This window comes from Paraburkholderia sp. BCC1876, assembly GCF_902833695.1.
Taxonomy (GTDB): domain Bacteria; phylum Pseudomonadota; class Gammaproteobacteria; order Burkholderiales; family Burkholderiaceae; genus Paraburkholderia.
Window position 1 is genome coordinate 302,469 of record NZ_CADFGI010000005.1, and the last position, 14,216, is coordinate 316,684.

Annotated in this window: 15 protein-coding genes; 5 read left to right on the top strand and 10 right to left on the bottom strand. The window is 63.4% G+C overall.

The window, feature by feature from the left end:
• Positions 1 to 193: 193 nt before the first annotated feature.
• The 6 genes from gndA to HWY05_RS20355 all read right to left on the bottom strand — a co-directional run bounded on the left by gndA (position 194) and on the right by HWY05_RS20355 (position 5,257).
• On the bottom strand, positions 194 to 1,603 hold the full coding sequence (gene gndA, locus HWY05_RS20330) for an NADP-dependent phosphogluconate dehydrogenase (protein ID WP_176059374.1): 1,410 nt from the start codon (positions 1,601 to 1,603) through the stop codon (positions 194 to 196).
• A 165-nt stretch (positions 1,604 to 1,768) separates the two neighbouring features.
• Complete coding sequence (locus tag HWY05_RS20335; protein WP_176059375.1) at positions 1,769 to 2,401, bottom strand: DUF938 domain-containing protein; 633 nt, start codon at positions 2,399 to 2,401, stop codon at positions 1,769 to 1,771.
• Positions 2,402 to 2,487: 86 nt separating this feature from the next.
• Positions 2,488 to 3,093: a pyridoxamine 5'-phosphate oxidase family protein gene (locus tag HWY05_RS20340; protein WP_176059376.1), complete on the bottom strand. Its 606-nt coding sequence runs from the start codon at positions 3,091 to 3,093 to the stop codon at positions 2,488 to 2,490.
• Positions 3,094 to 3,192: 99 nt separating this feature from the next.
• Positions 3,193 to 4,062 (bottom strand): NAD-dependent protein deacetylase, encoded by an 870-nt coding sequence (locus HWY05_RS20345; RefSeq protein ID WP_035555943.1) that lies wholly within the window; start codon positions 4,060 to 4,062, stop codon positions 3,193 to 3,195.
• Between the two features lie 51 nt (positions 4,063 to 4,113).
• Complete coding sequence (locus tag HWY05_RS20350; protein WP_176059377.1) at positions 4,114 to 4,380, bottom strand: oxidoreductase-like domain-containing protein; 267 nt, start codon at positions 4,378 to 4,380, stop codon at positions 4,114 to 4,116.
• Between the two features lie 112 nt (positions 4,381 to 4,492).
• Positions 4,493 to 5,257 (bottom strand): SDR family oxidoreductase, encoded by a 765-nt coding sequence (locus tag HWY05_RS20355; protein WP_035555939.1) that lies wholly within the window; start codon positions 5,255 to 5,257, stop codon positions 4,493 to 4,495.
• Positions 5,258 to 5,618: 361 nt separating this feature from the next.
• On the opposite strand from HWY05_RS20355, the gene HWY05_RS20360 reads away from it, so the two are divergent.
• Positions 5,619 to 6,470 (top strand): polysaccharide deacetylase family protein, encoded by an 852-nt coding sequence (locus HWY05_RS20360; RefSeq protein ID WP_176059378.1) that lies wholly within the window; start codon positions 5,619 to 5,621, stop codon positions 6,468 to 6,470.
• Positions 6,471 to 6,564: 94 nt separating this feature from the next.
• Here the strand turns inward: HWY05_RS20360 and HWY05_RS20365 are convergent, their stop codons facing one another.
• The gene (locus HWY05_RS20365) at positions 6,565 to 7,974 is read right to left on the bottom strand and encodes a DUF2252 domain-containing protein (RefSeq protein ID WP_176059379.1); all 1,410 of its coding nucleotides are present in this window, start codon (positions 7,972 to 7,974) and stop codon (positions 6,565 to 6,567) included.
• A 453-nt stretch (positions 7,975 to 8,427) separates the two neighbouring features.
• Between HWY05_RS20365 and motA the strand changes: the two genes are divergently transcribed.
• From motA to HWY05_RS20385, 4 genes are all read left to right on the top strand, one after another.
• Positions 8,428 to 9,297 carry a flagellar motor stator protein MotA gene (gene motA / locus HWY05_RS20370; RefSeq protein WP_035555932.1) on the top strand — a complete coding sequence of 290 codons (870 nt, stop codon included), beginning with the start codon at positions 8,428 to 8,430 and terminating at the stop codon, positions 9,295 to 9,297.
• Between the two features lie 14 nt (positions 9,298 to 9,311).
• Positions 9,312 to 10,301, top strand: a complete 990-nt coding sequence (motB, locus tag HWY05_RS20375; RefSeq protein ID WP_035555930.1) for a flagellar motor protein MotB — start codon at positions 9,312 to 9,314, stop codon at positions 10,299 to 10,301.
• Positions 10,302 to 10,394: 93 nt separating this feature from the next.
• Entirely contained in the window at positions 10,395 to 11,078 is a 684-nt protein-coding gene (locus HWY05_RS20380; RefSeq protein ID WP_176059380.1) for a Pr6Pr family membrane protein, read from the top strand.
• A 180-nt stretch (positions 11,079 to 11,258) separates the two neighbouring features.
• Positions 11,259 to 11,534, top strand: coding sequence for a CsbD family protein (locus HWY05_RS20385; protein WP_035555926.1), 276 nt, complete (start codon positions 11,259 to 11,261; stop codon positions 11,532 to 11,534).
• A 108-nt stretch (positions 11,535 to 11,642) separates the two neighbouring features.
• Here the strand turns inward: HWY05_RS20385 and HWY05_RS20390 are convergent, their stop codons facing one another.
• The 3 genes from HWY05_RS20390 to HWY05_RS20400 all read right to left on the bottom strand — a co-directional run bounded on the left by HWY05_RS20390 (position 11,643) and on the right by HWY05_RS20400 (position 14,210).
• Positions 11,643 to 12,245, bottom strand: coding sequence for an NAD(P)-binding domain-containing protein (locus tag HWY05_RS20390; RefSeq protein ID WP_176059381.1), 603 nt, complete (start codon positions 12,243 to 12,245; stop codon positions 11,643 to 11,645).
• 165 nt (positions 12,246 to 12,410) lie between these two features.
• Positions 12,411 to 13,334, bottom strand: a complete 924-nt coding sequence (locus HWY05_RS20395; RefSeq protein ID WP_176059581.1) for a LysR family transcriptional regulator — start codon at positions 13,332 to 13,334, stop codon at positions 12,411 to 12,413.
• A 39-nt stretch (positions 13,335 to 13,373) separates the two neighbouring features.
• Positions 13,374 to 14,210 (bottom strand): aldo/keto reductase, encoded by an 837-nt coding sequence (locus tag HWY05_RS20400; RefSeq protein WP_176059382.1) that lies wholly within the window; start codon positions 14,208 to 14,210, stop codon positions 13,374 to 13,376.
• Positions 14,211 to 14,216: the final 6 nt, after the last annotated feature.

Consider the following 14,216-nt stretch of genomic DNA (forward strand, 5'->3'; position numbering starts at 1 on the left):
ATCTAGGGGAAACCCCTTAAAAGATGAAACTCTATTTCGAATTTCGCAACAGTAAGGGTTTCGCGCCAGCTTCATGCCATCTGGCTGACAGATTTCGGCAACAATTTGCCGACTCGCATTTCAATCGGTCACGCGGCCCGGCACGCCCGGTTAAAAGGGCGCAGCGGGCCGTGATTCAAACACCCGACGCCGTTCAGCTCCAGTTGGCGTGGAAGCTGCCCGGCTTGTCGACGCGCTCGAACGTATGCGCGCCGAAGAAGTCGCGCTGCGCCTGCACCAGATTGGCCGGCAGACGTTCCGAGCGGTACGCGTCGAAATACGCCACCGCCGACGCGAACGCCGGCACCGGCACGCCCGCGTTAATCGCGGCGACCACGACTTCACGCAACGCCGCCTGATAGTTCTTCGCGATGTCGCGGAAATACGGATCGAGCAGCAGATTGGCGATCGCCTTGTCTTTCGAATAGGCGTCCGTGATCTTCTGCAGGAAGCGGGCGCGGATGATACAGCCGGCGCGGAAAATCTTCGCGATCGTGCCGTAGTCCAGGTCCCACTTGTACTCCTCCGACGCGGCCCGCAGTTGCGCGAAGCCTTGCGCGTACGAGATCACCTTGCTGAAATACAGCGCGCGGCGCACCGACTCGATGAACGCGTCGCGTTCGACGCCGAGCGGCTTCGCCTGCGGTCCTTCGAGCACCTTGCTCGCGGCCAAGCGCTGATCTTTCAGCGACGACAGCACGCGCGCGAACACGGCTTCGGTGATCAGCGGCAGCGGCGCGCCGAGGTCGAGCGCGTTCTGGCTGGTCCATTTGCCGGTGCCCTTCTGCGCGGCGCGATCGAGAATCACGTCGACCAGATCCTTGCCGGTTTCGTCGTCTTTCTTGCTGAAAATCTTCGAGGTGATTTCGATCAGATAGCTGTCGAGCTCGCCCTGATTCCACTCGGTATAGACCTTGCCGAGTTCTTCGTTCGACAGGCCGACCACCTGCTTGAGCACCGCGTAGCTCTCGGCGATCAGTTGCATGTCGCCGTATTCGATGCCGTTGTGCACCATCTTCACGAAATGGCCCGCGCCGTCCGGACCCATGTACGCGACGCACGGCTCGCCGTCCGGCGCCTTGGCAGCGATTTCGGTGAGGATCGGGGCCACCAGGTCATACGCGTCACGCTGGCCGCCCGGCATGATCGACGGGCCTTTCAACGCGCCTTCTTCGCCGCCCGACACGCCCGTGCCGATGAAATGCAGACCGGATTTCGCGAGGTCCTGATTGCGGCGGATGGTGTCGGTGAAATGCGTGTTGCCGCCGTCGATCAGAATGTCGCCCTTTTCCAGCAGCGGTTTCAACTGGTTGATCGTCGCGTCGGTGCCTTCGCCCGCCTTGACCATCAGCAGAATGCGGCGCGGCTTTTCCAGCGATTCCACGAATTCTTCCAGCGTGAAAGCCGGCACCAGCTTCTTGTCCGGATATTCGGCGATGAGTTCGTCGGTTTTCTCGCGGCTACGGTTGTACACCGACACCGCGTGGCCGCGGCTCTCGATGTTGAGCGCCAGATTGCGGCCCATGACCGCCAGCCCCACCACGCCGATTGCCTGTTTGCCCATGTGAATTCTCCAGAGTCCAATAAATGTCGGGACGCCGCGCCGGGAAGAAACGTCGGCGGGACGTCGAGGGTGAAAGAATAAAAGAAATGCCGGCTTGCCGCTCGCTGGCAGGCAACGGGCGGCAGATTTTTTTACTGCGAGATCCTGCGTTGTTCACCGCGGCCTTCAGACTCGCGCCGTGTCCGCCTGTTTCCTGAAGACCAGGCTGAAGTTGTTGGCCGGCATCGCGACCGGCTCATCGGCGACGAGTCCCACCGAAGCACCCAGCGCCACCACCGCTTCCATGTCGCGTACGCCCCATGACGGATCGCGGCTGCGCAATTGCTGGTCGAACGCCTCGTTGCTCGACGCAGTATGCGCGCCGCCGCGCCGGTACGGACCGTAAAGATAGAGCACGCCGCCGTCGACGAGACGCCGGCTCGCGCCCGCGAACAGCGCTTGCGTCGCGCTCCACGGCGAAATGTGGATCATGTTGATGCAGACCACGGCGTCGAGCGTGTCGATGCCCCACTCCGGCTGATGCACGTCGAGCGCGAGCGGCGCGCGCAGGTTCGCGAGGCCGGCCTGCGCGGTCCACGCGGCGATCGACGCGCGCGCGTCCGCGTCGGCATCGCTCGGCTGCCAGTCGAGTCCGGGCAGCGCGCCGGCAAAGCAGATAGCGTGCTGGCCGGTGCCGCTCGCGATCTCGAGCACGCGGCCAGAGGCCGGCAGCACGTCGCGCAAGACAGCGAGAATCGGTTCGCGATTGCGTTCGGCGGAAGGCGAACGTTGCCGCAGCGCCAGATGGGATTCGGTCATGTTCAGCCTGGGATTCTGCTTGTGGTTCAACGCGAGGTTCAGCTCGTGTTGGCGTTCGTGTTGCCGCTTAAGTTTCAGCTCAAGTTTCAATACAGGGTGGTGCGCACGCGCTCGTCGAGCTCGCGGTCATAAGTCGCGGCGTCGAAGCTCGCGCCGTTAATACGCCGGTGAATGTCGCCCGCGCTCGGCAGCCGCGAACGTTCGACATGCCGCGCCGGATCCCACAATTTCGAGCGCACCAGCGCTTTCGAGCAGTGAAAATAGACTGCGTCGACGTCGATCAGCAGCACGGTGCGCGGCAGTTTACCAACGACCGCGAAACTGTCCAGCCATTTGGGGTCGTCGGTGATGCGGCCGCGGCCGTTCACCCGCAAACTCTCGCCCACACCGGGAATGACAAACAGCAGCGCCAGTTTCGGCTCGGCAATGATATTGCGCAGACTGTCGATGCGATTGTTGCCGGGACGGTCCGGCAACGCGAGTGTGCGTTCGTCGATCACGCGCACGAAACCCGGCGAGTCGCCGCGCGGCGAACAGTCGAGACCTTCGGGGCCGGCCGTGGCGAGCACGACGAACGGCGCGACCTCGATGAACGCGCGATAGTCCTCGTTGATGTGCGGAATCTCTTTGCGTACCGCGCGCTCATGCGGCTGACCATAGATGGCTTCGAGCTGTTCGATCGTCGTCAACATCGGTGTTCCTTTGCGTTGCTGCGGGTGTTGTTCTGCTTCGGGTGAGCGCGGCGGTCGGCTGAGCGCCGCAGTCGACCTTCGACCTTCAACCTTCAACCTTCAATCCAGCGCCAGCCGTCCGGCCAGCGCGGTGAGCGTGTCGGCGCACGGCGCCGCGAGTTTCAGCGACAACAGCGGATCGGCACGCGTGCGCCCCAGATTGATCGCGGCGATCGGCTTGCCCTGCTTCTGCGCCCACACGCAAAAGCGGTAACCGGAATAGACCATCAGCGACGAACCGACCACCAGTACCGCATCCGCCGCATCGAGCGCATGCGAGGCCGCTTCGACACGCTCGCGCGGCACGCTTTCGCCGAAGAACACCACCGCCGGTTTGAGCAGGCCGCCGCAATTCGAACAGGCCGGCACGCGGAACGTGTCGAGCGCGTGCCATTCGAGATGCGCGTCGCCGTCGGCGGCGGTTTCGGCGGTCACGTTCAGCAACGCGGGATTGTCCGCTTCGAGCGTCTGCTGGATCGACGCGCGCGAATGCTGCATGCCGCAGTCCAGACACGTCACACCGTCGATGCCGCCGTGCAGTTCGATCACGTCGCGGCTCCCCGCCCGCTGATGCAAACCGTCGACGTTCTGCGTGACGAGCGTCGGCACATGACCGGCGGCCTGCAGCCGCGCCAGCGCGGTATGCGCGGCGTTGGGCTGCGCGTGCGCGACCACCGGCCAGCCGACCATGCTACGAGCCCAGTACCGCTGACGCATGGCCTGCGTACCGAGAAATTCCTGCAACGTAATGGGCGGTGAGCGCTTCCATTCGCCGTTGTCGTCGCGATAGCCGGGAATGCCTGAATCGGTGCTGATCCCCGCGCCGGTCAGCACGAACAGACGCGGATAACGCTGCACGAAACGATGCAGGTCGTCCAGGGTGTGGGATTCGTTCGAGGGTTCGAGAGGCGCGGGCTGAAGGTCGGTCATGACGGATGAGGTGGAATGCTGGGGCTTTTCAGAGCGAACCCGGCGAGCCGTCTAACCTGATCCGCGACGTTGACGCGGCTTGCTCGGGCGTTTGGGCGTTGCCTGCGTTGCCTGCGTCGGCACCGAGACCTGGGCCACCTGCCGCTGCCGACGTTCCTGCCATTGCTCGAGTGCGGCCTGATAACGGTCGAGCGCTTCGTCGTAGAGATCGAATACACACGGATTGCAGCCGCTGTGACAGCAATCGTCGAGATCGGGCTGCACGGGCGGCACCGGCTGCGGGTCGTCACTGGGTGTGGCGAGTGTGGCTCGAGACACGGCGAATCGCGGTCCGTGGGAGAGAAAGCGCTCAGTATAAGTTGATCTCCGGCGCGGCGCTGCGGGTGGCAGGCGGTCACTACCGGTCGCCGGCCGCCAGTGTCAGCCCGTATTAGCCCCGCCCGACGAACGGCATCTTGCTCGCCATGATGGTCATGAACTGCACGTTCGCCGACAACGGCAGTTCGGCCATGTGCAAGATCGCGTCGGCCACATGCTGAACGTCCATCAACGGTTCGATCATGATTTCGCCGTTCGCTTGCGGCGTGCCCTGCGCCATCCGCGCGGCCATTTCCGTGGCCGCATTGCCGATATCGATCTGTCCGCACACGATGTCGTACGGACGACCGTCGAGCGAGACGGCCTTCGTGAGGCCGGTGATCGCATGCTTGGTCGCCGTGTACGCGATGCTGTGCGGCCGCGGCGCATGCGCCGAGATCGAGCCGTTATTGATGATGCGGCCGCCGCGCGGGTTTTGCGTTTTCATCAGACCGAAAGCCGCTCGCGTGCAGAGGAACACGCCGGTGAGATTGGTATCGACCACCGAGCGCCATTCGTCGATATCGAGTTCGTCGATCTCGACCGGCGCGGCGCTTCGGCCCGCGTTGTTGAACAGCAGGTCGAGCCGGCCGCGCCGTTCGCGGATGACGTCGAACAACGCGGCGACGCTCACGGCGTCGGTCACGTCGCAGGCCACCGCCAACGCGTCGCCGCCGAGTTGTTGCGCTTCGTGCGCGAGCGCGTCGAGCGGCGCCTGGCGGCGGCCGGCCAGCACCACGCTATAACCGTGTTCCAGCAGTTTGAGCGCACACGCACGGCCGATCCCGCTACCCGCGCCCGTCACCAGCGCGACCTTCTTGATTCCTGCTCCCGTCACGACATCTCTCCTGTCGACTCTGAACGATAGTTGCCCTTGTGCGGACCAGCTGCGCGTGCACACCGTGAATCCGGCAAATGCCCGTATGCGGCCCGTCCGCATCTACGTGCCTGGCTTCAGCACCTTCAGCACCATACAACCCGACGCGCCGATCTGCAGCGAACTCCACCGCGAAAAAAGCAACGCCCCATGCACGGCCCACCTGCTGCGAAGCGCCGTCTTTCAAAGCGCTGTCATTATTTCCCGATCCTGTCCGCGGCTACGTTGCGCCGCGCATCAATGGTATCGTTCGATGTTGCGCGCCGCTCGCGCGATTCAAGACCTTCCCAGGACGGAGGAAGGCTGACCGGAAGTACGCTTTATGACTGAACACTCCTCGCCGCATCGCGCCACGCAAGCGCCACTGCGCTGGCCGCGCACCGGCTATCCCGCGATGCTCACGGCCACCGCCGCCTGGCACGTCTTCGTGCTGGCTGGCGTGCTGATTACGCCGGCCCAGTGGCCCTGGTGGCTGGCCGCGATGTTTGCGAATCACGCCGTCTTCACCGTGGCCGGCCTGTTGCCGCGCACCTCACTGCTGGGTCCTAACTGGACGCGCCTGCCCGCCGGCGCGCAGAACGCCGACGCGATCGCACTGACCATCGACGACGGCCCCGATCCTGCCGTCACGCCGCAAGTGCTGGACCTGCTCGACGCGCACGGCGTGCGCGCCACGTTCTTCTGCATCGGCGCAAAGGCGCAGCGCTATCCGGAACTCGCACGCGATATCGTGGCGCGCGGCCATGCGCTCGAAAACCACTCGCAGGTTCACGTGCACACGTTTTCCGTCACGCTGCCGGGCTCGCTCACGCGCGAGATCGACGCCGCGCAACGCACGTTCGAAGCATTGAGCGGCGAGCGACCGATGTTCTTCCGCGCGCCGGCGGGCCTGCGCAATATTTTCCTCGAACCCGTGCTGCGCAAACTCGATTTGCGGCTCGCCGCGTGGACACGGCGCGGCTACGACACGCGCGAGCGCGATCCTGACGTAGTGACGCGGCGCCTGCTCGACGGTCTCGCGCCGCGCGACATTCTGCTGCTGCATGACGGCAATGCGGCCCTCACGACCGAAGGCCAGCCGCTCATTCTCGCGGTGCTGCCGCGTGTGATCGACGCGGCGCGCGAACAGCGTCTCCGCTTCGTCACGCTGCGCGAAGCGCGCGTCGAGCACTAAGGCGCGGCAAGCTGCGTGAAGCGCGGCTCGTCGAGTCGAGGCAAGTCGAGTCGAACCGAACCGAACCGCGCCGCAAGCCCCCTCCGCCCCCGCGCTACACGCGGAAATCCGCCGCCATATCCTCATCCGTACGCGCTTCAAGTTCACCACTACGGCAAGCCTTCAGAAACACGTCGTAATCGCGTTCCACCTGGTCCGCGTATGCCGTCGCGTAGCCGGTCAACGCCTCCGCGAACTGATCGCCGCGGCCGATATACGCGCCGATTTCGATCGCCTGGCCACTCGCCTTCGCATGCGCACGCGCCATGATCCAGCCGCACAACCGCGCGTACCCCTCCAGCAGATCCGTGTCGAACAGTTCGATATTCGCCGACAGCTTCATGTCGCGCAGTTGGCGGAAGTAGAAATTCCGCCCCGACGGGCCGGTCGCCCAACCGAGAAAAATATCGCTGGCCGCCTGCAACATGCGCTGACCGCCGACCACCCGCTGTCCTTCGTGCTTGTACGGCGGCGACTTATGAAACTGCGCGATCACCGACTTGCGCGCTTCCTTGATCTGAATGAACAGCGGCTTGCCCATATGATCGACGTTCAACAGCACGAGGCAGCGCGTGCCCACGCTGCCCACGCCCACCACTTTGAAAACGAGATCCTGCGCGGTGAAATGACCGAGCAATTCACGCCGGTCGTGCGATAAGGTCTTCAGGTACTCGTCCCACATCGGCTCGATCAGCGTGCGCCAATTGCCGATGCTGAACCAGTCGTCTTCCGGCGAAAACAGCGTGTTCGCACCGTGCACGTGAAACATGCCGGGCGGCGCATCGCGAATCGTCCAGGCTTCGCCGTCGAACTCGGCCATTTTCTCCAGCAGGCTTTCGTGCGTGCGGCTCGCCGCCTTTTCCATGCCGCGCCGCACCGCGCGGCGACGTTCCGGCGTGAGCGCCGTCTCGGCCATCAGATCGAATGTAATGCGGTCGTACCAGAGTTCGAGCGCTCCGCATTGTGCGTACTGCGCCATGCGGTCGCGATAGGTCGCGACCGCCGTCATCACCAGATGCTCCGCCGTGCCGCGGCTCAGGCGCATATGACGCGCGGCGACCACGAGGCTTGCTGTGAGGCGTTTCAGATCCCATTCGAATGGCCCGATCGCCACTTCGTCGAAGTCGTTCAGATCGAAGACCAGTTGCCGTTCGGGCGTGGCGAACCCACCGAAGTTCATCAGATGGCCGTCGCCGCAGATCGTCATGGTGAGGCCGCTGTCATGCACCTTGCTCAGATCGTGCGCCTGCAGGATCGCGGTGCCGCGGAAAAACGTGAAGGGCGAAACGGCCATGCGCCCATAACGCAGCGGCACGAGATTGTCGACCCGGCCCTCGCTGCTTTGCCTGAGCAACGCGACCGGATCGCGGTGCAATTCGCCGATCGCTTTATGGCTCGAGCGCTTCGAGTGCTCGCGGGCGGCACGGCCACGGGCCTCCCGTTCGGCAATGGTGCTGGCTTTCATGCTCTTCTCCGTTTGTGTGACTCTTCACGATCGGTTCTAGAGACGACTTGTGCGGGCACGATAAAGCGGAACGTCCGGCGCATGAGCGTGGCGGCTGAAACAGCCGGCGCCACGAGCCGGTAGCCATGCTAGCAGACCGATCGGTAAAAAGGTGACGCCATCCATTTCGCATGACGCAGCCGCTCACCCGGGATTTCCCCCTACACCGCCGAAGAAGTTGCGGCTGCAACGATCGCCCGATTGACGGACAAAATTACCGGAAGCGTCATCACAAACTAACTATCCGGTGAATTTTGCGTTTTTCATGGGTGCAAGCACTTCAGCAAAAAAGATTCGCGCCGTTTACCAGTACATGCAAACTTTTAATGACGCACGAGAAAAGTCCCTTCAAAAAGGGCCTGTTCTCGATCGATCGTGTTCGATCACGCGTCCGGCAAGATAATCGGAGAGAGTATGTTTGTCGCAATCGGCTGGGTGCTGGTGATCGGTTCTGTGATCGGTAGTTTTGTCGGCGTGGGCGGCCACGTGCTGGCACTCCTGCAGCCGTTCGAATTGCTGTGTATTTTCGGTGCGGCGATCGGCGCGTTTGTCGTGAGCAATCCGACTTCCACGCTGAAGAAAACCCTCAAGGCGATTCCGTCATGCTTCAAGACCGGCGGCTACACCAAAGAGAAATACCTCGAACTGATCGCGCTGCTGTACGAGCTGCTTCAGAAGGCCCGCAAGGAAGGCATGATGTCGCTCGAAGCCGACGTGATGGCGCCCGAGGACAGTGTGATTTTCCAGAAATACTCGCACGTGCTGGAGGATCATCATCTGCTCGACTTTATCGTCGACTATCTGCGCATGATGTCCGGCGGCAACGTGAACGTGCTCGAAGTGCAGGACCTGATGGATGAGGAACTGGCCACGCATCACGCGGAAGCCTCGGTCGCGGCCAACGCGATTCAGAAAATGGCCGACGGCCTGCCGGCGTTCGGCATTGTCGCGGCCGTGATGGGCGTGGTTCACACCATGGGCTCGGTCGGCGCACCGCCCGCCGTGCTCGGCGAAATGATCGCCGGCGCGCTGGTCGGCACGTTCCTCGGCATTCTGCTGGCGTATGGTTTCATCGGCCCCGTTGCCGATCTGCTGAACGCCAAAGCCCGCGCCGAAGCCAAGCCGTATCAGTGCGTGAAGGCCGTGCTGCTCGCGTCGCTGTCCGGCTACGCGCCGCCAATCGCGGTCGAGTTCGGCCGCAAGGTCTTGTTCACCGCCGACCGCCCGAGCTTCCAGGAGCTCGACGACGCCGTGCGCGCCACCAAGATGCCGAAGTCGGCCTGACGCGGAGCGGCATGATGAGCGAAAGACCGTCGCGCGCGTCGCAACAGGTGGAGACGCCTGCTCCAGTAATCGTGCGCCGCTTGCGCAAGGGCGGCGATCACGCCGCGCATCACGGCGGCGCATGGAAGATCGCCTACGCCGATTTCGTCACGGCAATGATGGCGTTCTTTCTGTTGATGTGGCTGCTCGGCTCGACGTCGAAGTACGACAAGCAGGGTATCGAAGATTATTTCAACACGCCGCTGTCGAGCCTGCTCGGCGGTAGTCAGGGTACCGCCGCCGCGCGACCGAGCGTGGTGCAGGGCGGCGGCCGCGATATCTCCGACACGCGGCCCGGCGACGGCAAGAAGAGCCAAACCCAACCGACGCCGCCGACCACCGCCGCACCGACCGTGGCGCCCGCGGATGCGGCCCGCCTCGAACAACTGAAGGCGAAGCTCACCACGCTGATCGAACAGAGCCCGGCCTTGAAGGCGTTCAAGGATCAGATCCGCATTTCGATCACCAACGAAGGCCTGCGCATCGAGATCGTCGACTCGCAAAACCGGCCGATGTTCGCCTCCGGCAGTTCGAAGCTGCAACCGTATGCGGTGACGATTCTCACGCAGATCGGCGCCGCGCTCAACGACGTCGACAACCGTATTTCGATTGCCGGCCATACGGATGCGGTGCCGTACACCGCGGGCCCGGACGGCTATTCGAACTGGGAGCTGTCGTCGGAGCGCGCCAACGCCGCGCGCCGCGCGCTGGTGGAGGGCGGCATGCACGGCGAGAAGCTGTTGCAGGTGCGCGGCCTGGCCGATGTCTTGCCGCTGAACAGCAAGGTCGTCGACGAGCCGACCAACCGGCGCATCAGCATTCTCGTGCTGAACAAGGCGGCGGAACTGGCCTTTTTCCACGATGGCGGCCGCACCGCGATCGATGAAGCCACGCCGGCAAGCTCGACCATTCCAGCGGTCGTGGAACGCCTGCAACCGGTGACCGGAACGCATGGCACGCCGTAGATTTTTTCGCTGCTGTTGGGCCTGCGCAACCTGAACGCATGCGATCGATAGCGCACACTGCGCAGCCCCGGTGGCGCGTATAAAATCGATCGCATGCGCCCTGCCCCTCATCAGGAACCGAAGCCCGATCTTCCGCTGCCTACGCCTAGTGTTTCGTCGGTGACGTTAGCGGCGATTATCGCCGTCATCGCGTGGCTCGCGATCGTCGCGCAAGCCGAGGTGACGCTCAACCGCACGCTGTCGCGCGGGCTGACCGTGCTCGACGGACTGGCCCGCATGAGCAGCTACCTGACCAACCTGACGGTGCTGGCGTGCGCGATCTGTTTCACTGGCGTGGCGCTGCGCGGACTCAGGTCGCCGCTACCGCGCTTCTTCCGGCAACCGACAGTCGTGACCGCGGTGGTCGGCTACATGGTGTTTGTCGGCATCGCCTATAACCTGCTGTTGCGCGGCTGGTGGACGCCGACCGCGTTCAGGATGTTGCTCAACGAATCGCTGCACAGCATTTTGCCGATGCTGTCCGCGCTCTACTGGCTCCTGTTCGTACCGCGCTTCCAGTTGAAACTGCGCCACGGTCTGCTGTGGCTCGTGTATCCGCTGGCCTATCTCGCCGTGACCTTCTGGCGCGGCGGTCTATCCGACTACTACCCCTATCCGTTCATCAACGTCGGGCGGCTGGGTGTCGCGCATGCGGCGCTCAATTCCGCGCTGCTGTTCGGCGGCTTTCTGATGCTGATGGCCGTGTTCGTCGGCATCAATTCGCGGCGTAGACGTTGAGGTTTTACAGCGTTTTCTAACTTCCCGGTGTCCATTCCATGACGTTCCCGGGCGCGCTTCTTGCGCCCAGTCCGGTGGACGTACGCCGCCTCTCGCCGGGCGGTTTGCGCGAAACCCTGGTGTGGCGGCGTTGCGATGACGACCCGCCACGCGTAAATATGACAATGGGAGCAAAAACGTATGGACACCAATTCAGCGGAAGGCGCAGTCAACGAAGTCGCGGGCAAGGTGCAAAGCGCGGTCGGCGATGTGTTGGGCGATACCGGCACACAGTTGGCCGGCAAAGCGCGCGAACTCAGCGGTAAGGCGCAACAGCTTTGCGCGAGCACGACCAGTCTGGTGCGTGAAACCACGGCCGAAAGTCCGTTCACCGCGATTGCAGTGGTTGCATTGGCCGGGTTCGTCGCCGGTGCGCTTTGGGCGCATGGCGCGTCTGGACGCGACTATCGCCGGTAAGCTTTTCGACACACGATGAGCGCGTAGCGGAAGCGGCCGACCGCCTCCGCTACGCCAAACGGTGATCGATGATCGGGTCAAAGCGGCGTCGTGCGCCACATTATTCGATCAGCCGAGCTTGACCAGGTTTTGAATAGCCAACTGGCCGCCGGGAATCTGGAACAGCGGGCCGCCCGCTTTGATCGATCCGAGGTCAATGCCGAAGAATCCGACCTGCTCGAACAGACTCGACACCTTCGCGTTCGCTTGTGCGTCGTCGCCCGCGAGGAACAGCACGCGTCGTCCGCCTTCAACACCCGTGTCGCCGGACACGAGTGCCGCCGGCAGATGATTGATTGCCTTCACGACGCGCGCGCCCGGAACGAACTCCGCAAAGACTTCGCTCGACGTGCGCCCGTTCAAGTCGAAAGGTTTGAATGCCGGCGCCTCGATCGGGTTGTTCGCATCGATCACGATACGGTCGCCGAAATCGGGCAAACCCGACAAGGCGGCAGGCAGCTTCGACCAGGGCACCGCGACCAGAACGATATTCTGCGCCGCCGCTTGTTCGCGGGTTCCCGCCGTGATGGTGGGTCCGAGTTCGCCGGCGAGATCCGCGAGCGACGCCGGCCCCCTGCTATTGGAAATAACCGCTTTAATGCCTTGTTGAGCCAGCGCTTTCGCGAAGGCCGAGCCAATGGCGCCCGCGCCGATGATGCCGATCGTTTCCATGAAAATGTGCCTTGTGCGTGATGAGGTGAACCCATCTTGCCGGCTTTGCCATCTGCCGGGTAGCCGCCCACGGCTTGAAGCATCTTCAACGGATGCTTGATGGTCGCTTGATGGTCGGACGAGATTCGAAGCACCCTGCGTCGCAGTGCAGCCAGCGCGCGACGCTCAGATCGCCGAATATTTCCGCGCCAGTTTCCGCTGCCCGAAGGCCTCGACAATGAAATCGGCGAAAGCCCGCGTCTTGGCCGGCAGCAGCGTGCGCGAGGCGTAGTAAATCGAAATCGATCCGGCGTCCGCGTACCAGTCCGGCAGCACACGCACTAGCGTGCCGGCCTCGAAGTCGGCCACGACATCGGGCAACGCAAGCATCGCGACCCCGAGACCGAGGCGCGCGGCCTCGCGCATCGCGCCGGGATCGTTCATCACGATGTCTTCCTTCAGCGGCGCCGTGGCCTCCATGCCCGTCGCGTTGCGCAACGTCCATTGGCGAATGCGTCCGGTGCCGCTCGCGCGCATCGCGATGCCGGCCAGTCCCGCGAGCTCCGCAGGTTCCATGGGCACCCGGCGCTCACGCAGATACTCCGGCGATGCGACCGCAACGATGTGGGCCGGCGCCAACGTACGCGCCACGATACCGGGTGCGAACGCGAAGCCTCCGCCAATAGCGAGGTCGTAGCCCTCCTGGACCAGATCGACCCGACGGCTTTCGAAGTGCCATTCGGGGCGAATGCGCGGGTAGCGCTGCAGGAATTCGGGCAACAACGGCAGAACATGGGCGATGCCGAATGTCGTGCTCAGGCTCACCTTCAAAACACCGGTGGGTTCCGACGCATCCGATGACGCCTCCTCAATGGCCGCCTGCAACGTCTCGAGACTGTCGCCGATCGATTGCAGGAAGCGCACGCCGGCCTCGGTCAACGTGAGTCCGCGCGTCGACCGCTGGAACAGGCGCACGCCGAGGTTGCGTTCGAGCATGGCCATGTTGCGGCTCACAGCCGCCGCTGTGAGACCAAGACGCCGCCCCGCTTCCGAGAAACTGCCGGACTCGGCGCTCTTCACGAAGCTCTGAAGATTGGCCAGGGTTTCCATCATTCCCTCTTCGCGAAGGCAGATTCGCGGTCTATCCCGTCACGCACCCGTGCTATCCCATCGCGGCGCGAGGCCTGGCGGATCGACGATCCGGCTGTCCGCCGTCGCCAAGGCGTAAATCTCCGTCATATCCGCGCTAGTCAACTCAAAGTCGAATACGGCGAGGTTCTCCGCCAGCCGATCGATCCGGGTGGTCCTTGAAAGCGCAACCATGCCGCGCTGTTGCACCAGCCAACGCAAGACGATCTGAGCGACGCTTCGTTCATGGCGCGCCGCGATCTCCTTAAGCGTGGGCTCCGCGAAGACACGTCCAACCGCCATGCCGCAGTAGCCTGTCACGGCAAGTCCCGCCTGCAAGGTACTGTCGATGAGCAAGGACTGGTTCAGATACGGATGGTATTCAAACTGATTCGTCACGAGCGGCGCCGCGGAAAGCTGAATCGCTTCCGCCATCAGTGCACGATTGAAATTACTGACGCCGATGTGCCGCACCTTGCCGGCGCGTACGACTGCATTGAGTCCCGCAATCTGTTCGGCCAGCGGCACATGCGAGCCGGGCCAGTGCAGCAGAAGCAGATCGATATAGTCTGTCTCGAGCTTGCGGAGACTCTCGTCGACCGACGCCTCGAACAACTGCTCCGGGTAGTTGCTCACCCAGACCTTGGTGGTCAGGAAAACTTCGCTTCTTGGAATACCGGACGCGGCGACGCAGCGGCCGATTTCGCCCTCGTTACCGTAGATCTGCGCCGTGTCGATATGGCGGAAACCGGCACCGAGCGCAGCGGGAATCACCCGGTGGATGTCGGCCGCCGTCATTCCGTACGTGCCGAAACCAATGGCCGGAATGGCCGCGTTACCCGCATGAACGTTTTGCATGAAGAA